Below are 20,086 nucleotides of genomic sequence, written 5' to 3'. Positions count from 1 at the left end.
CGTTAAAAACACAACAATATTATTTGATCCTGTAAATGTGTATGCTGTCAATTGATATCTTATTTTATTTGTCCAACTCCCATAAAGTATTTTTTAAGGACAAGCAGAGATATAAGACGTTCGCGGCGTGAGTTGCGGAACTGGTCAACATATTCGTGTGCATGCTTTATTATAGCCTCAGCCTCTTCGGGATGGGCTGAGTAGTAGTCCATACGTTCCAAAAGATCGGAGAAGTCGGGCTTTACTTCTATATAATGGTAGTTCGGAATAAGTCGGCCCTCCATGAACCATGTTTCAAATAGCGGTCGTGGCATAACTGCAATAGAGTTGGACGACATCACCCATTTCAAGTTAGATGCCACATCGTTTCCTTCAATTGACATTATGTATCGATATGGACGATGTTCAGGTATGGTTAACTTAGGCTTTGTCCATTCTTTCATATCCTTATCGATAACTCCTGCGTCTATGCGTGGATTGCCAAACCAGCGACGCATAAATTCCAAACGTTGTTCTTTGCCCGCAATCTTGCCACGAAATATGGCACGGTCTGTCTTATTGCGCCATGGCATTTTGTCGTTTGTGAATATAAAGTGGCGCACTTTATCAAGTTTCAGCAGCACAGCATTATGGTTGTCGCCGCCGATTGGACGGCTTTTGACTATGCTTGGAAGAGTTGGGGTATAGTTTACATCTCCAGAGATAAGGCACCAACGGTAGCTCGGATCAAAGTGGCGGGCATACTCCATAGCATCGTTATAATATACCTTTTGGCGTGTCATAGGCTGATTGCCAACATTAACTGAAGCTTCTGCCCATTTCTTGGGGTCTACCTCAGGATATGAACTGTTTTTGCAGTAATAATTCACACGGTCTAGAATATAGTCGCGGTCGGCACGTTGTTCTATTATACTGTCAAGTTTACTCAAAGCCGGTCGCAACAGTGCACGCGGAATATGAGTCATAACATACGCACGGATGTAGTAGATAAACTTCGGATTCTTACCGTTGAATATCTTGTTCTTTATTGCTTTTAGATTCATTGTTATTATTATTTGTTTATTGTATCGACTTCTTTATCAAAGCCACTTTTTCGTTTATATAAGTTTTGAACTGTTCGTCGCCAAGTACCTTAATGTCATCATATAGTCCCATGACAAAACGTCCTATGCCCATGAACGATGCCACCTCAATGTCCAAAATCCAATGAATGCCATCGGATGCGAGTGTTATTGAAGGTTCGGATAGTGGATATTCCTCCACCATTATATTGTGCGAGAGCTGTCCTAACAACAGTTTCACATGATAACGTTCCTCTCCTGAGAACATAAATATGTCGGTGTACAATTGTTTGTGCTGTGCCTTATTAGCCCATGGCATATCCATTAGTTCCACTTTTTCCATTCTGGATAGCTTAAACGTCTTGTTCTGGTGGCAGCATATTTCGTGACAACGTACATCTCTGTCATTATTCAGAAACATGTAAGGCTCCACGAACCTGTCGGTCACAGTGTGGCTGTGTGGCGACGAGTAGTTGCATATTTTCACTACTCGCTCTTTCTTTATAGCGTTTCGCAATACTGCTTTGTTTGAGTTAACCCTTTCTGAAAGAGTCTGACTCATCATAATGTCATTCAATCCAAAGTGGCGTGCCAACTTTGCGCGCAGTATTGATGCCATAGTGTCTTTAGGGTCGGCCTCGCTTAGAGTCTGGCACAAATACTCTGCCTCTGTATCTGTTAGTGGAATGTTCTCCTTCAGTTGTTTAAAGAAAGGCGATCTTTGGTCGAGATGATATCTACTACCGTTGCGTACCACGCGAAATCCGTAGTCGCTAAGCAATTTAAGATAGTTGTATACGTTTCGTCGAGTCACTCCTAACATGTCGGCATACTGTTGGGTGGTAAGTTGTCCGTTGCAAGTGAGGTAGACTATGAGGTCGAGAATGCGTTTGCACTGTGCTGTTTCCATCAGGTTATTGTTAGCGTTAGTTTGTTAGTCGAATTGAAGTTCAAGTTGTCTATCGCCCATAAGGTTGTAGCTCATGCGATGGTATGGCGTTGTCCCGTGTTGTCGGATGCCCTCGCGGTGCGCCTTAGTTGGATATCCTTTGTTCTTCTGCCAGTCGTAGTATGGATACTCTTCAGCCAACCGGTCCATATATTCGTCTCGGAATGTCTTAGCAAGTATGCTTGCTGCGGCAATGGCTTGATACTTTCCATCACCTTTTACTATAGTTGTATAAGGTAGGTCTTGGTATGGTGTAAATCGGTTGCCGTCTACGATAACAGCTTCAGGACGCACCTTTAGTTGATCGAGAGCACGGTGCATAGCGAGGAAACTTGCTTTAAGTATATTAATCTTATCTATTTCCTCAGGCGTTACCACGCCTACAGCCCATGCCACAGCATCTCGCACTATCATGTCGCGCAATTCTCTGCGTTTCTTCTCCGACAGTTTCTTCGAGTCGTTAAGCAACGGGTTGTCGTAGTTACGTGGCAGTATTACGGCAGCTGCATACACGCTACCTGCCAAGCATCCACGTCCAGCTTCGTCGCAACCAGCCTCAATAAGGTCGGTATAGTAGTGGGGTAGCAAGTGGTTTGTTTCTTTATCTTTACTCATTGGTTGAAAATCTTGTTTGTGGCGACATTTATATAAAGTGTCTGTTCTGTATACATTATATATAGATATATATGGCAAAAATACAAAAAAATATCGGGACAAATACCAATTGTCCCGATATTATTATGATGTTGACAGTTATAATGTATATGTATGTTTTCTGTTAGAACATCTGACTAACGCGCTTTATTCCTTCAACAAGTGTGTCTATTTCGTCTTTGGTGTTGTAAAGGGCAAACGAGGCACGTACCACACCTTGTACACCAAGACAGTCCATAACCGGTTGTGCACAGTGGTGACCAGTGCGCACAGCTATACCTAGTCGATCGAGCAGTGTGCCCATATCAAGATGATGTATGTCGCCAACGAGGAACGACACTACGGCATCCTTGCCTTCTGTGGTTCCAAACAGACGCATATTCTCTATTTCTGCCATACGAGCCATGCAGTATTCTGTAAGCTCGTGCTCATGCTTTGATATGTTGTCCATGCCGAGATTAGATACATAGTCGAGAGCTATAGCCAGTCCGTGTGTGGCAACATAGTCGGGGGTGCCAGCCTCAAACTTAAACGGCAGTTTCTCGAATGTTGTTTTCTCAAAGCTCACGCTCTCTATCATTTCGCCACCGCCCTGATAAGGAGGCATGCGGTCGAGCCACTCCTCCTTGCCGTATAGCACACCAATACCAGTAGGACCATAAATCTTATGACCCGAGAAGGCAAAGAAGTCGCAGTCCATAGCTTGCACGTCAACGGCGAAGTGCGGGGTCGACTGTGCCCCATCAACTAATACAGGCACGCCATGTTCATGGGCAATGCGTATTATGTCGTTTACGGGGTTCACCGTTCCGAGCGTATTGCTTACATGTGCAATGCTTACAATTTTAGTCTTGTCGGAGAACAACTTCTCGTAAGCATCCATGTCGAGTTTGCCTGAATCGTCCATAGGAATTACCTTGAGTGCAATGCCGCGCTTTGCAGCTTGCAACTGCCAAGGCACTATATTGCTGTGGTGTTCCATAACCGAGACAATAACCTCGTCGCCCTCTGTCATAAAGCCCTCGCAGAATGATGATGCCACAAGATTGATACTCTCTGTAGTGCCACGGGTGAAGATTATCTCCTCTACCTTTGGCGCGTTAATAAATTGGCGCACCTTCTCGCGTGCTGCCTCGTGTAGGTCGGTGGCACGTTGTGATAGATAGTGAACACCACGATGAACGTTGGCGTTGGCGTTAAGATATTCGTCGCGCATTGCATCAAGTACACAAAGTGGTTTCTGTGTAGTGGCTGCATTGTCGAGATAGACAAGCGGACGATCGTATACGGTGCGAGATAGTATTGGGAAGTCCTCGCGAACTTTATTGATATCGTACATATTTTAAGTGAAGAATGAAGAGGTAAGAGTGAAGAATCAAATACTGAAGGAAAGGGTGAGGAGTAAAGAGTGAAGAATGAAGAGGGAAAGGTGAAGAATCAAATACTGAAGTAAAGCGTGAGGAGTGAAGAATGAAGGGACTATAACTATCGGATTCTTCGTTCTTCACTCTTCGTTCTTCACTCTTCACTTTTCCTTACTTGCACATTTTGCATCCCTCACACTTGCTCAGCTCGCCACGGAATCGTTTCTCCACAAGATAGTGCAAGCGGTCGCGCAGTGGTTCAAGCTTAATTTGGTCGATTACCTCGTTGATGAAGGCAAACTCAAGCAGCAACTTAGCCTCCTTCTCGCTTATACCACGCTGTCGCATATAGAAAAGGGCAGCATCGTTGAGCTGACCAACTGTTGAGCCGTGCGAGCACTTCACGTCATCGGCATAAATCTCGAGCATTGGCTGAGTATACATGCGTGCTGTCTTGGTGGCGCAAAGGTTTTGGTTGACCTCCTCGCTTATGGTCTTCTGTGCTCCGTGTCTAACAAGCACACGTCCGGCAAATGCGCCAGTCGATTTGTCATCAAGTACATATTTGTATAGTTCATGACTTGTGCAGTGGCTCACCTGGTGGTCGATAAGGGTATTGTTGTCCACGTGCTGTGTTTTGTCTGCTATTACGCAGCCGTTGCACCAACACTCGGCACCCTCGCCCTTAAGCTGTACGTCGAGGCGATTGCGTGTAACACCATTGTGCAGTGTAATAACGTTGTGGTTGAAACGTGAGTCGCGCTGCTGCTCCACATACACGTTCGACACGCGTGTGTTCTTGATGTGTGTCTCCTCCATACAATAGAGGTCGAGCGATGCATTCTGTCCAACGTAAGCCTCTATCACCTGTGTTGTAAGGAACTGATGGTCGTCTGCAGCATGGTCGCAGAATAGGAATTTGGCGCTTGCGCCTTCCTCCATAACGATTAGCACACGGCGGTTTACCATTAGATCTACGTCAGAGCGCAGAATGTTAATTACCTGCACCGTCTTGTCCAACACTACATTCTTCTTTACATGTACCATCAGTCCGTCTTGTGCCAGCATGGTGTTAAGGGCGGTAATGCCGTCCTCGTTGGTCTTGGCTAGTTTGGCATAATGTTCAGCCACAAACTCAGGATGCTCTTTAGCATATTGTGCAAGCGATGTCACCTCTACGCCTTCGGGCAGATTATCTTTTGGTTGAAGTGCCGAACGAAACTGGTCGTTTACAATAAAGTATAACAATGTGCTAAGATTTGGCACATCGCAACGGAACGCCTTGTATGGGTCTACCGGAATCTCGATACGGTTTATGTTCAAGCCATAGTTTGGCTCAAACAGTCGGTCGATGTTTGTATATTTGTATCGTTCTACCTTGCGTGATGGGAATCCCAATTGCTCAAAGTCGGCAAAGGCAGCGTCGCGCACAGCGTTAAGCGCGTCGGCACTATGGGCGCTTATCTGGTCGCGACATTCGCGGTAGAGGTCGATATATTGTTTCTCGCTATTCATATTATGAGTTTTGAATTTTGAATGTTGAGTTTTGAATTGTTGCGACGTGGTCGCAATTTTGAGTTTTGAGTTTTGAATTTTGAATTATCGGCAGAGCCGATTTTGAATTATTCAATTTTGAGTTTTGAATTATAATTTATTGACTTCATCAATAATTCAAAATTCAAAATTTAAAAATCAAAATTCTTCAACTTCAGCCTTAATCCAGTCGTAGCCTCTCTGTTCAATCTCCTTGGCAAGCTCAGGTCCGGCAGTTTTCACTATTCTTCCCTTGTATAGCACATGCACCACGTCGGGCTTAATCATATCCAGCAGACGCTCGTAGTGGGTTATGACGATAGCCGAAGTCTCTGGTGTGTGCATCTTGTTTACACCGTCTGCCACGATGCGCATGGCATCAACGTCAAGACCAGAGTCTGTTTCGTCAAGTATGGCAAGCTTAGGCTCAAGCATAGCCATTTGGAATATCTCGTTGCGTTTCTTCTCTCCACCCGAGAAACCCTCGTTTACAGAGCGGCGTGTGAACTTCGAGTCTAGTTCAACAATCTTGCGCTTCTCGTTCATTAGCTTCAAGAATTCGCCAGCTTTAAGTTCTGGCAGTCCCTGATACTTGCGCTTCTCGTTAACGGCAGCCTTAAGGAAGTTGGTCATCGATACGCCAGGTATTTCCACAGGATATTGGAACGAGAGAAACAATCCCTCGTGTGCACGGTCTTCTGGTTTCATCTCGATAAGGTTCTTGCCATTGAATATGGCCTCGCCTTCTGTTACCTCGTATAGAGGGTTGCCAGTAAGCACAGCGCTAAGGGTTGACTTTCCCGAACCGTTAGGTCCCATGATGGCGTGTATCTCGCCGTCTTTTATAGTGAGGTTGATGCCTCGGAGTATTTCCTTGCCAGCGATAGTGGCGTGGAGGTTCTTTACTTCTAACATATTATTAGTTTTAAATTTTAGTATGAATCGAGCACTCGTTTCAAGCTCGACTTATGTCGTTCTTTCTTTGTTTCCTTTGGTGCCTCGTCGTTGGGGTCGTATATGCCGAGTGCCATGTATATAAGGTCGAATAGGTTGTTACCGTCGTTCGTTGTGAATCTGAACGGGAATGTGGCCTTCAATCCTATCTGAATGTTGTGGCGGTGCATGTTCGAGTGCATGTTGTATGCGTCAGATTGTCCGCCGTACGTAGTGCTTACGTGTGTCTTGCCGTCTATGCCGAGAGGAAATCCGTATTGAAATTCCAGGGCAAGCGACGAGAATATGTAACAGTCGAAGCCGATGGTAGGAGCAACGCTCAGTCGTGGATAGCTTATGCTGTAGTTGCGCTCATGGCTGTAGCCGCTTCCCGTAACACTCATGCTGTGCTGTTCGTTCTGCGAGCCAACATTGGTGTATGTCATAAGGGCAGCATAAGGCTGTATGGCGCAAGCAGTATTTAGAGGATAATAGCGTGCGCCAAGCGCAATGTTGCGCATTGTTGCCGACACGTCGCTGCTATACCATTCCAGTGTCTCGGCATTGTAGCCACCCACAAACGAGAAGTGGGCATTGTTAAGATAATATTCCAACATAATGTTGCCCATAGCAGAGCCAAATGTCCCTGCCTTCTCCGTAAACGATTGCGGCTGCTCGTTGCTTGCTGTTGTAGGACATGATATGTTCATGCCTGCAATGACAGCCCAGCGACGCGCCATATCGTCATCGTCATTGGCTGCGTTCAATGTCGTTATAGGGGCTGCCAAGAGAACTGTAGCCAAGAACAATCCGCCTAACCTGTACTGCATATAGTTCATTCTCTTATTCTTGAATGTCATATTCTTAATTCTTGAATGTCCAATTCTACATTGTGGCTCTGCCGCAACAATTCAAAACTCAACATTCAAAATTCAAAAATCCCTTTATCCCACAGTTCCCTCCAACGATACACTCAGCAGCTTCTGTGCTTCTACCGCAAACTCCATTGGCAGTTTGTTTAGCACATCCTTGGCATATCCGTTAACGATCAGTCCCACGGCCTGCTCTGTAGGGATGCCACGCTGGTTGCAGTAGAACAGCTGGTCTTCTGAAATCTTAGAGGTTGTAGCCTCATGCTCCACTACAGCCGTGTCGTTGTGGATGTCCATATAAGGGAATGTATGTGCACCACAGTCGGAGCCAAGCAACAGAGAGTCGCATGATGAATAGTTGCGTGCGTTGTCGGCATTGCTTGTGGCACGTACAAGTCCACGATAAGAGTTCTGGCTGTGTCCGGCAGAGATGCCCTTGGAGATGATAGTCGACTTTGTATTCTTGCCCATGTGAATCATCTTCGTACCAGTGTCTGCCTCCTGATAATTGTTGGTCACGGCAACCGAGTAGAATTCTGCCTGCGAGCCGTCTCCACGCAATACACACGATGGATACTTCCATGTTATGGCTGAGCCAGTCTCTACCTGAGTCCACGACAATTTAGAGTTTACTCCACGCAAGTCGCCACGCTTTGTAACAAGGTTCAGCACACCGCCTTTTCCCTTTTCGTCGCCAGGATACCAGTTCTGTACAGTAGAGTATTTCACTTCGGCATTGTCCTTTACTACAATCTCCACAATAGCTGCATGCAGCTGATTCTCGTCGCGCATCGGTGCTGTACAGCCCTCGAGGTAGCTTACGTACGAGTCGTCATCGGCAATGATAAGCGTACGTTCAAACTGACCCGTGTTGCGTGCGTTTATGCGGAAGTATGAGCTTAGCTCCATTGGGCATCGCACACCCTTAGGTATGTACACAAACGAACCATCGCTGAATACGGCACTGTTCAATGCTCCGAAGAAATTGTCTTGATAAGGCACCACGCTTCCAAGATATTCCTTCACAAGGTCGGGATGATTCTTTATGGCGTCGCCTATAGAGCAGAAGATAATTCCCTTTTCGGCAAGATGTTCCTTGAATGTTGTCTTCACCGACACCGAGTCCATGATGGCATCCACAGCCACACCGCTAAGTGCGAGTCGTTCCTCAAGTGGAATGCCAAGCTTATCAAAAGTCTTCATCAACTCAGGGTCTATCTCCTTCTTTTCGTCTGTTGGCTTCTTTGCAAGCGGGTCGGCATAGTAGGATATTGCCTGATAGTCTATCTCGGGTACATGTACATGTCCCCAAGTTGGCTGCTCAAGCTTCTGCCAGTGACGGAAAGCCTTTAGGCGGAACTCCAGCATCCAGTCGGGTTCGCCTTTCTTCTCAGAGATAAGGCGCACGATATCCTCGTTCAGTCCTTTCTCTATTATGTCGGTATGCACGTCGGTAGTGAAGCCGTACTCGTATTTTTGGTCGGCCACTTGTCGCACATACGCATTCTTTGTATCTTTATTTTCCATTTTGCTTTATCATAACGGGGCCCCAGACCTCTCTTTCGACAAGGCACAATATCCCCTTTGTGTTTAAGAGTACAAAATTACTAAATAAGCGGATATTATCCGAACGTTTTACTCTTTTTTTAATATTGTATAGAGTTTAAACTATACTTATTAATAATTCTCAAATTTACGGCACACTATTTGTCTTTTGAAAATTAAACCATTATATTTGCAGATGGATTGAATTGATAAATAGAATAAATACCCAATGATATAAGTTGAATATGTAAGATGAAATATAAATAAATCAATAATATCAACACAATTTTTAAAGAAAGAAAACGATTATGAAACAGGAAAATTGGACTGATGTAGAGCAGTATCGCGACGGCAACTATGCTCTATCATCTGCTTTCCCTGCGCTTATGCGTAAGGTGTTTGTATGGATGACCCTTGCACTTGCCATAACAGGTATAACAGCTTTTGGCGTGGCTTCGTCGCCTGCGCTCGTTGCTGCTATCTTTGGAAGCAAGGTGTTGTTTTGGGGCTTGATTATAGCCGAGTTTGGTCTTGTTATGGCCATTAGCGGAGCCATCACGCGTATGTCGCTGTCTACAGCAACATTGTTGTTTGTGCTCTATTCGATTATTAATGGTGCCACATTGTCGGTTATATTTTTTGCCTTCTCAATGGCGGTTATTGCCAAGACGTTCTTTATAACGGCAGGCACGTTTGGCTTGATGGCTCTTGTGGGCTATACTACTAAGACCGACCTTACCTCAATGGGCAAGCTTCTCTTTATGGCACTTCTCGGTCTTATCATAGCCACTGTTGTCAATCTCTTTGTACAGAGTACAGGCTTCGACCTTATCATCAGCTATGTAGGTGTCCTTATCTTTGTAGGTCTTACAGCCTACGACACACAGAAGATTAAGCAGATGTGTCTTGAGGCACCCAATGGTGGAGAGATGTCGCAGAAGTTGGCGCTCCTTGGTGCCTTGACTCTCTATCTCGACTTTATCAACCTCTTCCTCTATCTGCTTCGCATATTCGGAAGAAAGGAATAATATTAGGAATCGTCGATATTTTTAAAACCCTTTATAGCCCTCCCGCAAAACGGGAGGGCTTTTTGTATAAATATACATGGATATAACTCGCTAATTGCTTTTTGTTATTTTTCCTTACATTTTTATGCGTAATTGTTTGGTTGTTTATTCAATTATTTATACTTTTGCACTTGGAAAACCGAATAAATATACAGACATAGCAATTATGAAGTTAAAAAGCGACAGAATAGAAACATTGAAGATGCTTATATCGAGCAAGGAGCTCGGAAGTCAGGAAGAGGTGCTTTCAGCACTCGCCCAGGAAGGCTATTCCGTAACGCAAGCTACGCTTAGCCGTGACTTCAAGCAGCTCAAAGTAGCAAAGGCTGCAAGTATGAATGGCAAGTATGTTTATGTATTGCCTAACGAGACAATGTACAAGCGTGTGCCAACTCCACGTATGGCATCTGAGATGCTGCGCATACCCGGTTACCGTTCTATCAGTTTTTCAGGCAATATAGGCGTTATCCGCACCCGACCTGGCTATGCCAGTTCCATTGCATACAACATCGACAATGGACATATCGAGGAGATTATAGGCACCATCGCCGGCGACGATACTATATTTATTGTCATTAAAGAGGGTGCTACGCAAGAGCAGGTGCTTAAGGGACTTAGCTCTATTGTGCCGGGAATGGAATATTAAGAATTAGGAATTAAGAATTAGGAATTAAGAATTATCACCACTCAAATAATTCAACATTCATATAATGAATAAAGAAGATATAACCGTGATGGTAGCCGACCCATCACACGAGAAATATGTCGACACGATACTCGATACCATAGAGAAGGCTGCCAAGGTGCGCGGCACAGGTATAGCAAAACGTACACACGAGTATGTTGCCACCAAGATGAAGGAGGCCAAGGCTGTTATAGCCCTTTATGGCGACGAGTTTGTCGGATTCAGCTACATTGAGACATGGGGCAACAAGCAGTACGTCACAACATCGGGTCTTATCGTTGACCCTAAGTTCCGTGGTCTTGGCGTGGCTAAGCGCATCAAGGACCTTACCTTCACATTGGCTCGTACACGTTGGCCGCATGCTAAGATTTTCTCTCTTACCAGTGGAGCCGCGGTTATGGCTATGAACACCCAGTTGGGTTATCATCCTGTAACCTTTGCCGACCTTACTGACGATGAGGCTTTCTGGCGTGGATGCGAGGGCTGTATCAATGTTGACGTGCTCAAGCGTACTGGTCGCAAGTATTGCATTTGTACCGGAATGTTGTACGATCCAGAAGAACACCTGCCTGCTAAGTTGCCAGAGAATGTGATTGAAAGAATTAAGAAGTTGGAGAGTTAAATAAATATGTCAATATGAAAAAGGTTGTAGTAGCATTTTCAGGAGGTCTTGACACCTCGTACACAGTAATGAAACTTGCCAAGGAAGGCTATGAGGTGCATGCCGCATGTGCTAATACCGGCGGTTTTTCTCCCGAACAGCTTAAGACTAATGAGGAGAATGCCTATAAGCTTGGCGCAAAGCAGTATGTAACACTCGACGTTACACAGGAGTATTACGAGAAGTCGTTGAAGTATATGATTTACGGCAACGTTATGCGTAACAATTGCTATCCTATCTCGGTGTCGTCTGAGCGTATATTCCAGGCTATTGCCATTGCACGCTATGCCAAGCAGATTGGTGCCGATGCCATTGCGCATGGTTCTACTGGTGCGGGCAACGACCAGATTCGTTTCGACATGACATTCCTTGTTATGGCGCCGGGTGTGGAGATTATCACACTTACACGCGACAAGGCTCTCTCGCGTAAGGAAGAGGTTGACTATCTCAACGAGAATGGATTCTTTGCCGACTTCACCAAGCTTAAGTATTCTTATAACGTAGGTATCTGGGGTACCAGCATCTGCGGTGGCGAGATACTCGACTCTACACAGGGATTGCCCGAGGAGGCTTACCTTAAGCACGTTACTCGTGAGGACGAGTCGGAGCTGAAGATTACATTTGATAAGGGCGAGATTGTTGCTGTCAATGGAGAAAAGTTTGACGACAAGGTTGCTGCCATTCAAAAGATAGAGGAGATAGGTGCCGCTTACGGCATAGGTCGCGACTGCAATGTAGGCGATACTATCATCGGCATTAAGGGACGAGTTGGCTTTGAGGCTGCTGCTCCTAAGCTTATTATTGAGGCTCACCGTCTTCTTGAGAAGTATACACTCAGCAAGTGGCAGCAGTATTGGAAGGATCAGGTGGCCAACTGGTATGGCATGTTCCTACACGAGAGCCAGTATCTTGAGCCTGTTATGCCCGATATCGAGGCTATGCTCACATCGTCGCAGCGTAATGTCAACGGTACAGCAATCCTCAAGTTGCGTCCTCTTGGATTCGAGACTGTAGGTGTCGACAGTAAGGACGACTTGCTTAAGTCTAAACTTGGCGAGTATGGTGAGATGCAGCACGGTTGGACTGCCGAGGAGGCTAAGGGCTTTATCAAAGTTCTCTCTACTCCGTTGCGTGTATACTACGGTATTCATCCCGACGAGCAGCGATAAGGTAAGCGGTAACAACTGCAACTTTTAGGTCAACCGCAACGTCATACATTATATATTGAACTTTCGCAAGTTCAGAAGTTATAGAAATTAAAGAAGTTATAGAATTTAAAGCCGTATGTCTTATAGCTGAATATTCAGCAAAAAGAGTAATGGCTATAAATTCTAGCGACCGTAGGGAGCGCTAACTCCTTTAACTTCTGAATTCTCTGAACTTGCGAAAGTTCAGTTATATATATAATCAAAACATTTACGACAATGAATAAACGAATTCAGCGTTCGTCCACCAATTGTATGTTGGGTGGCGTTTGTGGTGGACTTGCCGATTACTTTGAACTTGACCCAACCCTTGTTCGTGTGATTTATGTGCTGCTTACAGTATGCACAGCATTCAGCGGTACACTCGTATATATCCTACTTTGGATTATAATGCCGAAGGAGATAAGCCCAACTCCATAAGGAGCGCGGCCTACTTCTCTATTAGTAATTAATCACGCCTCACATTCAATTCTCCTCACAAGGGGGAAGAGGGTGGGGCTTCTCAATCACGTCTCACATACTATTCTCCTCTATATGTGGTAGAGTTAGGGGTGAGGCTTTTTTCTTATAATATGAAAATAGGTATCCTTGGCGGAGCCGGTTACACAGCTGGCGAACTTATCCGCATACTTCTCAATCACCCTGAAGCCGAGATTACGTTTATCAATAGTGAGAGTAATGCCGGCAACCTTATTACCGATGTGCACGAGGGTCTTTATGGCGAGACCGACCTGCGCTTCACTTCTGATATGCCTTTCGATGATGTGGATGTTGTGTTCTTCTGCTTTGGGCATGGCAAGAGCGAGGCTTTCCTGAAGGAGCATAAGATTCCGGATAACGTCAAGATTATCGACCTTGCACAGGACTTCCGTCTAAAGCGCGAGGGCAACGACTATGTGTATGGTTTGCCCGAGATAAACCGTGCCGATATAGCCAAGGCGCAGCATGTTGCCAACCCTGGTTGCTTTGCCACCTGCATTCAGCTTGGATTGCTTCCTGCTGCCAAGCTTGGTATCATCAACGACGATGTATCTGTTAATGCTATAACGGGTTCAACTGGTGCTGGTCAGAAACCAGGTGCCACTACCCACTTCTCTTGGCGCAACAACAACATGAGCATATACAAGCCTTTCCAGCATCAGCATGTGCCTGAGATATGCCAAAGCTTGAATCAAGTGCAGCAACTTGCCGGCAATGGCGACTTCTCTGCCTCTATCGACTTTATTCCTTATCGTGGCGACTTTGCCCGTGGCATCTTTGCCACTGAGGTTGTAAAGACTGAACTTCCTATCGACGACATTGTTGCAGCCTACAAGGACTTCTATTATGATGCTCCATTCACCCATTATGTCGACAAGCCTATCGACCTCAAGCAGGTAGTTAACACCAACAAGTGCTTGATACATTGTGAGAAGTATGGCAACAAGCTCCTCATCACTTCTTGTATCGACAACCTTCTTAAGGGTGCTGTAGGACAGGCAGTGCAGAACATGAATGTGATGTTTGGAATTGAGGAAGACATGGGATTGAGACTGAAACCAAGTGCTTTTTAAGTGAAGAACGAAGAGTTAAGAGTGAAGAATCCAATAGCTTTTAAAGTGAAGAACGAAGAGTTAAGAACGAAGAATCCAATACTGATATGGTTGAGATTTATTTTTTCTTACTCTTCTAATACTAGAACTATAGGATTCTTCACTCTTAGTTCTTCACTCTTCACTCTTAGTTCTTCACTCTTCACTTAAATTATGGATGATTTTAAATATAAGAGAGATCAATCTCCTTTACATAATAAAAGCTATGCTTTTGCAAAGAGAATAATCAATATGGTAAGCTATATTGATTGCCCTGCCAAAATATACTCATTGACAAATCAGGTTTTTCGGTCTGGGACAGCTGTAGGAGCTTTAGTGCGAGAGGCGGAGTTTGCTCAAAGTTCGTCGGATTTTGTCAATAAACTTCATATAGCATTGAAAGAATGTAATGAAACATATTATTGGCTTAATCTTATGTATGACACGGGGTTTATAAGTGAGTCACAATATAAAAGTATGTTGGAGGATTGTAATGAACTCATTGCCATATTAGTATCTTCAATAAAAACTGTAAAAAATAGAAATAAGTTAAACCAAACGAATGACAAGAACGCTAAATAAGAACCTATAAGTTTCTTTATTAGAAAAAACTATAGGATTCTTCGTTCTTCACTCTTCGTTCTTCACTATAAGATTATGCATCTATTCGACGTTTACCCCCTATTTGATATTAATATCACCAAAGGTCTTGGTTGTCATGTTTGGGACGACCACGACACAGAGTATCTTGACCTTTATGGCGGCCATGCCGTTATATCTATTGGTCATTGTCATCCACATTATGTGGAGATGCTTACTGCCCAGCTGCATAAGCTTGGGTTCTATAGCAACTCAGTAATCAATACATTGCAGCAGCAGTTTGCCGAGCGTTTGGGCAAGGCATGTGGCTACGACGACTATCAGCTCTTCCTTATCAATTCTGGAGCCGAGGCCAACGAGAATGCCCTTAAGCTTGCGTCATTCCATACGGGCAAGACACGTGTGTTGTCTGCCGAGAAAGCATTCCATGGCCGTACTTCATTGGCGGTTGAGGCTACCAACAATCCTAAGATTATTGCGCCAATCAATGCCAACAACCACGTTACCTTCCTTCCGCTTAACGATCTCGAAGCATGGGAGACCGAACTTGCCAAGGGCGATGTGGCTGCTTGTATCATAGAGTGCATACAGGGTGTTGGTGGCATACGCTTGGCTACCGAGGAGTTTGCCAAGGGCTTGCAAGCTGCTTGCAAGAAATATGGTGCCGTGCTCATATGCGACGAGATACAGTGTGGTTACGGTCGTAGCGGTAAGTTCTTTGCCCATCAGTGGCTTGGCATCCGTCCCGATATCATAACATGTGCCAAGGGCATTGGCAACGGATTCCCTATGGGTGCCGTGCTCATATCGCCTGAGTTTAAGCCTGTATATGGCATGCTCGGAACCACATTCGGTGGAAATCATCTGGCTTGTACAGCTGCCCTTGCCGTTCTTGATGTTATTGAGAAGGAACAACTTGTGCAGAATGCGCACGAGGTGGGCGACTATCTTATCAGTCAACTCAAGGAAATGCAGAAGCATAACAGTCATATAGTTGATGTTCGCGGACGTGGCATGATGATAGGCATAGAGCTCGACATTCCGCACAAGGAGGTTCGCTCGCGTCTTATCCATGATGAGCATTGCTTCACAGGTTGCGCGTCAACCAATATCTTGCGTCTGCTTCCGCCATTGTGCCTTACAAAGAATGATGCTGATGAGTTCTTGGTCAAGTTTAAGAACTGCCTTACCCACAGCTGCTAAATAATCTAAAACATATATTTATGCATATATCAATAATTGGAGTCGGAGCCATGGGCGGTGCAATGCTTGAAGGCTTCTTGCGTTCTGATAGTTTCAGTGCTTCCGACATAAGTATATCCAATCCTCATACCGACCGCCTTGCTCCATATGCCGAGCAAGGCGTGCAGGTTTATGCCGACAACCGCAAGGCTGCAGCATGGGGTGATGTAGTGTTTCTTGTAGTAAAGCCATGGCTTGTAGAGAGTGTCATGGAAGAGATAAGCGACGTGCTTGATGCCGAGCGTCAGGTACTTGTTATTGTGGCTGCTGGCTTAAAGGCCGAGCAGGTAAAGTCGTGGGTGGAATACAATGGAAAGTGTCCAGCCACGTTTTTCGCTTTGCCCAATACAGCTATCGCTGTAGGCGCATCCATGTCGTTTATTACACGTGTTTGCGGAACCGATGAGGCTGAGCAACTTGTTATAGATGTGTTTAATGCTGCAGGCGAGACAATGTCGGTTGAGGCACGCCAGTTTGGTGCCGGTATGGCATTGGCATCTTGTGGCATAGCCTATGCCATGCGTTATGTTCGCGCTGCTACAGAGGGTGGAGTAGAGCTTGGTTTCAAGGCAGATGCCGCTAAGGATATCGTGCTTCAAACAATAAAGGGTGCTGCCTTGCTGCTGCAAAAGAGTGGAGCAAATCCCGAAGCCGAGATAGATAAGGTAACTACACCTGGCGGATTTACCATTCGTGGCCTTAATGCCATGGAGAAGGAAGGATTCACCAATGCCGTGATTGAGGGACTAAGGAACAGTGTTAAATCTTGAGTTTTCAAAACTCAAAACTCACAATTCAAAATTCAACCAATGCTTACAGTAGTAAAAGTAGGAAGCAACATACTTACACGTGCCGACGGACATGTTAATGTATCGCGACTCTCTGCCATTGTCGACCAGCTTGCTGCCTTGCATAGTGCTGGCCATCAGTTGATACTGGTATCATCGGGAGCTGTGGCTTGCGGTAGGGGAGAGATGAAGGCTGTTCATCCATTAGACAGTGTTGAGCAACGTCAGCTCTATTCTGCTATGGGTCAGGTAAAGCTTATGAATCTATACTACTCGCTGTTTCGCGAGTATGGCATAAATGTTGGTCAAGTGCTTACAATGAAGGAGAATTTCCTGTCCGAGCGCCAATACCAAAACCAGAAGTCGTGCATCAGTGTGATGCTTGAGAACAACATAATACCAATTGTAAACGAGAACGATACGGTGTCTATCACCGAGCTTATGTTCACCGACAACGACGAACTGTCCGGACTTATGGCTCAGATGATGAAAGCCGACAACCTTATACTATTAAGTAATGTGGACGGCTTGCTTGGTAATCCTGACGCCGATGGCTCGCGTCCTACAATACGTAAGGTTCGGTCGGCAGAGGATGTGGCACAGTATGTCACCGATAGCAAGAGTTCGTTTGGACGTGGTGGCATGACAAGCAAGTGCAACACAGCACTTAGTGTTGCCCATACCGGCATACATGTGTATATTGCTAATGGCACCCGCGAGAATATATTGCAGAGGGTGCTGCAAGGCGATAAGGACACGCCGTATACCGAGTTTGTATAAGGACCCCTATTTTTCTTAATGCCTATGAATGATATATTTGCAAAAGTTCGCTGCGCCTCATATACCCTTAATCGTCTTAGCGAGACCGACCGCACTTCTCTGCTGTTAGATCTTGCCGACGCTACAGAGGCGCACATCTCAGACCTACTTGTAGCCAATGCCAACGACCTTAGTCGTATGGATAAGGACAATCCGTTGTACGATCGATTGCAACTTACTCCGCAACGTCTGCACGATATAGCTTCTGCCCTACGCAATGTGGCACATCTCGACAACCCGCTTGGCGAGGTGTTCGACGCCAAGACGCTGCCTAACAATTTGCGTCTGCACAAGCAACGGGTGCCTTATGGAGTGGTGGGGGTTGTATATGAGGCGCGACCCAATGTCAGCTTCGACGTCTTTGCCTTATGCTTCAAGACAGGCAACGCTTGTGTGTTGAAAGGCGGAAAGGATGCCGATGCTTCAAACCGTGCCATAGTTTCGCTTATAAAAGATGTGCTGCGACGCCACAATATCAGCGATGATGTGGTGTGTCTGCTGCCAGCCACACACGAGGCTACACAGCAGATGCTTACTGCAGTTGGATATATTGACCTATGCATACCACGTGGCGGACGCCGCCTTATTGACTTTGTGCGGCAGACGGCACGCATACCTGTTATTGAGACAGGTGCTGGGGTGGTGCATACCTATTTCGACGAGTTGGGCGATACTGATATGGGTGCGCGCATCATCGAGAATGGCAAGACCAGACGCGTTAGTGTATGCAACGCTCTCGATTGTCTGCTTGTACACAGCAAGCGAATTGCTGATTTGCCACAACTGCTCGCGCCTCTTGCCAAGAAGAACGTCAAGATATACGCCGACGATAAGGCTTATGCCGTATTAAGCCAGTCGGCATATCCCGACAACCTTATTATGGCTGTGACGCCCGATACCGAGAACGAGGTATATGGCACCGAGTTTATGTCGTATACTATGGCTATTAAGACGGTAGACAGCATTGATGAGGCTCTGCAGCATATCCGCAGATATGGTTCAGGACATTCTGAGGCCATCATTACAGCATCCGAGTCGAACGCACAACTCTTCCAACAACAGGTGGATGCGGCTTGTGTCTACTGGAATGCACCCACAAGCTTTACCGATGGAGGCGAGTTTGGTCTTGGTGCCGAGATAGGTATAAGTACACAGAAACTTGGACCGCGTGGTCCGATGGGACTCCAGGCTTTAACCACATACAAGTGGTTGATAGACGGGGAGGGACAAGTAAGAGGGTAAAAAAATTATAATATGAAAACATTCTTCCATGCACAAGACCTTGGCGACCTTAATGCAGCTCTCGCCGAGGCACAAGAGGTGAAGCGCGACCGCTTCCAGTTTCAGCATCTTGGCAAGAACAAGACATTGCTGATGATTTTCTTCAACAACTCGTTGCGCACCCGTCTATCTACACAGAAGGCTGCCATGAACCTTGGCATGAATGTCATTGTGCTTGACGTTAATGCCGGAGCTTGGAAGCTGGAGACCGAACGTGGGGTTATAATGGATGGCGACAAGTCGGAGCATCTGCTTGAGGCCATCCCGGTTATGGGCAGCTATTGCGACCTTATAGGCATACGTTCGTTTGCCGGACTTACCGACCGCGAGTACGATTATGCCGAGACTATAGTGTCGCAGTTTGTTAAGTACAGTGGACGCCCAGTATTTGCCATGGAGACAGCAACTGTGCATCCTCTACAGGCCTTTGCCGACCTCATAACCATTGAGGAGCATAAAACCAAGGCACGTCCTAAGGTAGTGCTCTCATGGGCTCCTCATTGTCGTGCTTTGCCACAAGCTGTGCCCAACTCGTTTGCCGAGTGGATGAATGCCGCAGACGTAGATTTTGTAGTTACACATCCGCATGGCTACGAGCTCGACCCTAAGTTTGTGGGCAATGCACATGTGGAGTACGACCAGATGAAGGCGCTTGAGGGTGCCGACTTTGTATATGCTAAGAACTGGAGTTGTCCGGGTGTAACCAATCCTGACGATTATGGCAAGATTATCTCAAAGGAAATGTCGTGGACTATAGACGACAAACACATGGCTGTAACCGATAATGGCAAGTTTATGCATTGCCTGCCCGTGCGTCGTGGTCTTATCGTTACCGACGATGTTATAGAGTCGGCCAACTCGCTGGTTATTCCTGAGGCTGCCAACAGAGAGATTTCGGCTGAGGTGGTTATGAAGCGAATGCTGGAGTCGCTTTAAGCCTTGTCTTTCTGAAGATACGGTTTTTATTGTCTTAAGGTATATTATGTCTTTCTAAAGGTATAATATACCTTTTTTTGTAGGCATAATTTTACTTGTAGTTCTTTTGTATGTAGTTCCCACAGAATGCACAGACCACACAGAAGCCTACGGGCTTAAGCTTTTCGAATCCACAGAATGGCCTACGCTTCGCGATGCAAGAATCCACAGAAATGATTGCTTGCGCCGCCATTGGCGGCGAACCATACTTAACTTTGGCGACGCTACACAAGCTATCAATTCTGTGCCTTCTGTCGTATGACGCGCAGCGTCTATACGCT

The 20,086-nt window shown here is 45.7% G+C and carries 20 protein-coding genes; 12 read left to right on the top strand and 8 right to left on the bottom strand.

All coding sequences use genetic code 11. The features are described 5' to 3' along the window. Window positions 1-59: 59 nt before the first annotated feature. From C9991_RS02320 to sufB, 8 genes are all read right to left on the bottom strand, one after another. Complete coding sequence (locus C9991_RS02320) at window positions 60-1,043, bottom strand: glycosyl transferase family 90 (RefSeq protein ID WP_106811016.1); 984 nt, start codon at window positions 1,041-1,043, stop codon at window positions 60-62. 16 nt (window positions 1,044-1,059) lie between these two features. Next, entirely contained in the window at window positions 1,060-1,971 is a 912-nt protein-coding gene (locus tag C9991_RS02315) for a helix-turn-helix transcriptional regulator (protein WP_106811015.1), read from the bottom strand. A gap of 24 nt (window positions 1,972-1,995) precedes the next feature. Next, complete coding sequence (rnhB, locus tag C9991_RS02310) at window positions 1,996-2,625, bottom strand: ribonuclease HII (RefSeq protein WP_106811014.1); 630 nt, start codon at window positions 2,623-2,625, stop codon at window positions 1,996-1,998. A 163-nt stretch (window positions 2,626-2,788) separates the two neighbouring features. Further along, window positions 2,789-4,003: a cysteine desulfurase gene (locus tag C9991_RS02305; protein ID WP_106811013.1), complete on the bottom strand. Its 1,215-nt coding sequence runs from the start codon at window positions 4,001-4,003 to the stop codon at window positions 2,789-2,791. Between the two features lie 196 nt (window positions 4,004-4,199). Next, the gene (gene sufD / locus C9991_RS02300; protein WP_106811012.1) at window positions 4,200-5,543 is read right to left on the bottom strand and encodes a Fe-S cluster assembly protein SufD; all 1,344 of its coding nucleotides are present in this window, start codon (window positions 5,541-5,543) and stop codon (window positions 4,200-4,202) included. Between the two features lie 177 nt (window positions 5,544-5,720). Next, window positions 5,721-6,476: a Fe-S cluster assembly ATPase SufC gene (sufC, locus tag C9991_RS02295; RefSeq protein WP_106811011.1), complete on the bottom strand. Its 756-nt coding sequence runs from the start codon at window positions 6,474-6,476 to the stop codon at window positions 5,721-5,723. A 17-nt stretch (window positions 6,477-6,493) separates the two neighbouring features. Further along, the gene (locus tag C9991_RS02290; protein WP_106811010.1) at window positions 6,494-7,354 is read right to left on the bottom strand and encodes a hypothetical protein; all 861 of its coding nucleotides are present in this window, start codon (window positions 7,352-7,354) and stop codon (window positions 6,494-6,496) included. 84 nt (window positions 7,355-7,438) lie between these two features. Beyond that, entirely contained in the window at window positions 7,439-8,893 is a 1,455-nt protein-coding gene (gene sufB / locus C9991_RS02285) for a Fe-S cluster assembly protein SufB (protein WP_106811009.1), read from the bottom strand. Window positions 8,894-9,219: 326 nt separating this feature from the next. On the opposite strand from sufB, the gene C9991_RS02280 reads away from it, so the two are divergent. The 12 genes from C9991_RS02280 (at window position 9,220) to C9991_RS16815 (ending at window position 19,766) form a co-directional block, all read left to right on the top strand. Continuing rightward, entirely contained in the window at window positions 9,220-9,939 is a 720-nt protein-coding gene (locus tag C9991_RS02280) for a Bax inhibitor-1/YccA family protein (protein ID WP_106811008.1), read from the top strand. Window positions 9,940-10,144: 205 nt separating this feature from the next. Continuing rightward, a complete protein-coding gene (locus C9991_RS02275; RefSeq protein ID WP_106811007.1) occupies window positions 10,145-10,624 on the top strand; it encodes an arginine repressor in 480 nt (159 codons plus the stop codon). A gap of 64 nt (window positions 10,625-10,688) precedes the next feature. Beyond that, window positions 10,689-11,285: a GNAT family N-acetyltransferase gene (locus C9991_RS02270; protein WP_106811006.1), complete on the top strand. Its 597-nt coding sequence runs from the start codon at window positions 10,689-10,691 to the stop codon at window positions 11,283-11,285. Between the two features lie 14 nt (window positions 11,286-11,299). After that, window positions 11,300-12,493, top strand: a complete 1,194-nt coding sequence (locus tag C9991_RS02265) for an argininosuccinate synthase (protein WP_106811005.1) — start codon at window positions 11,300-11,302, stop codon at window positions 12,491-12,493. Window positions 12,494-12,748: 255 nt separating this feature from the next. After that, the gene (locus tag C9991_RS02260) at window positions 12,749-12,949 is read left to right on the top strand and encodes a PspC domain-containing protein (protein ID WP_106811004.1); all 201 of its coding nucleotides are present in this window, start codon (window positions 12,749-12,751) and stop codon (window positions 12,947-12,949) included. A gap of 152 nt (window positions 12,950-13,101) precedes the next feature. Next, the gene (gene argC, locus C9991_RS02255) at window positions 13,102-14,082 is read left to right on the top strand and encodes an N-acetyl-gamma-glutamyl-phosphate reductase (RefSeq protein WP_106811003.1); all 981 of its coding nucleotides are present in this window, start codon (window positions 13,102-13,104) and stop codon (window positions 14,080-14,082) included. Between the two features lie 192 nt (window positions 14,083-14,274). Further along, on the top strand, window positions 14,275-14,682 hold the full coding sequence (locus tag C9991_RS02250; protein ID WP_106811002.1) for a four helix bundle protein: 408 nt from the start codon (window positions 14,275-14,277) through the stop codon (window positions 14,680-14,682). 75 nt (window positions 14,683-14,757) lie between these two features. Beyond that, on the top strand, window positions 14,758-15,903 hold the full coding sequence (locus tag C9991_RS02245; protein WP_106811001.1) for an aspartate aminotransferase family protein: 1,146 nt from the start codon (window positions 14,758-14,760) through the stop codon (window positions 15,901-15,903). Between the two features lie 20 nt (window positions 15,904-15,923). Next, window positions 15,924-16,712, top strand: coding sequence for a pyrroline-5-carboxylate reductase family protein (locus C9991_RS02240; protein ID WP_106811000.1), 789 nt, complete (start codon window positions 15,924-15,926; stop codon window positions 16,710-16,712). A gap of 39 nt (window positions 16,713-16,751) precedes the next feature. Beyond that, on the top strand, window positions 16,752-17,510 hold the full coding sequence (proB, locus tag C9991_RS02235; protein WP_106810999.1) for a glutamate 5-kinase: 759 nt from the start codon (window positions 16,752-16,754) through the stop codon (window positions 17,508-17,510). Between the two features lie 18 nt (window positions 17,511-17,528). After that, window positions 17,529-18,791, top strand: coding sequence for a glutamate-5-semialdehyde dehydrogenase (locus tag C9991_RS16820; RefSeq protein ID WP_198643733.1), 1,263 nt, complete (start codon window positions 17,529-17,531; stop codon window positions 18,789-18,791). A 12-nt stretch (window positions 18,792-18,803) separates the two neighbouring features. After that, the gene (locus C9991_RS16815) at window positions 18,804-19,766 is read left to right on the top strand and encodes a Rossmann-fold NAD(P)-binding domain-containing protein (protein ID WP_198643732.1); all 963 of its coding nucleotides are present in this window, start codon (window positions 18,804-18,806) and stop codon (window positions 19,764-19,766) included. Window positions 19,767-20,086: the final 320 nt, after the last annotated feature.

Origin of the sequence: Prevotella merdae (genome assembly GCF_900290275.1) — a bacterium.
GTDB lineage: Bacteria > Bacteroidota > Bacteroidia > Bacteroidales > Bacteroidaceae > Prevotella > Prevotella merdae.
Note: the sequence above shows the minus strand (reverse complement) of the source record. Positions and strands in the feature narration are given on the sequence as shown.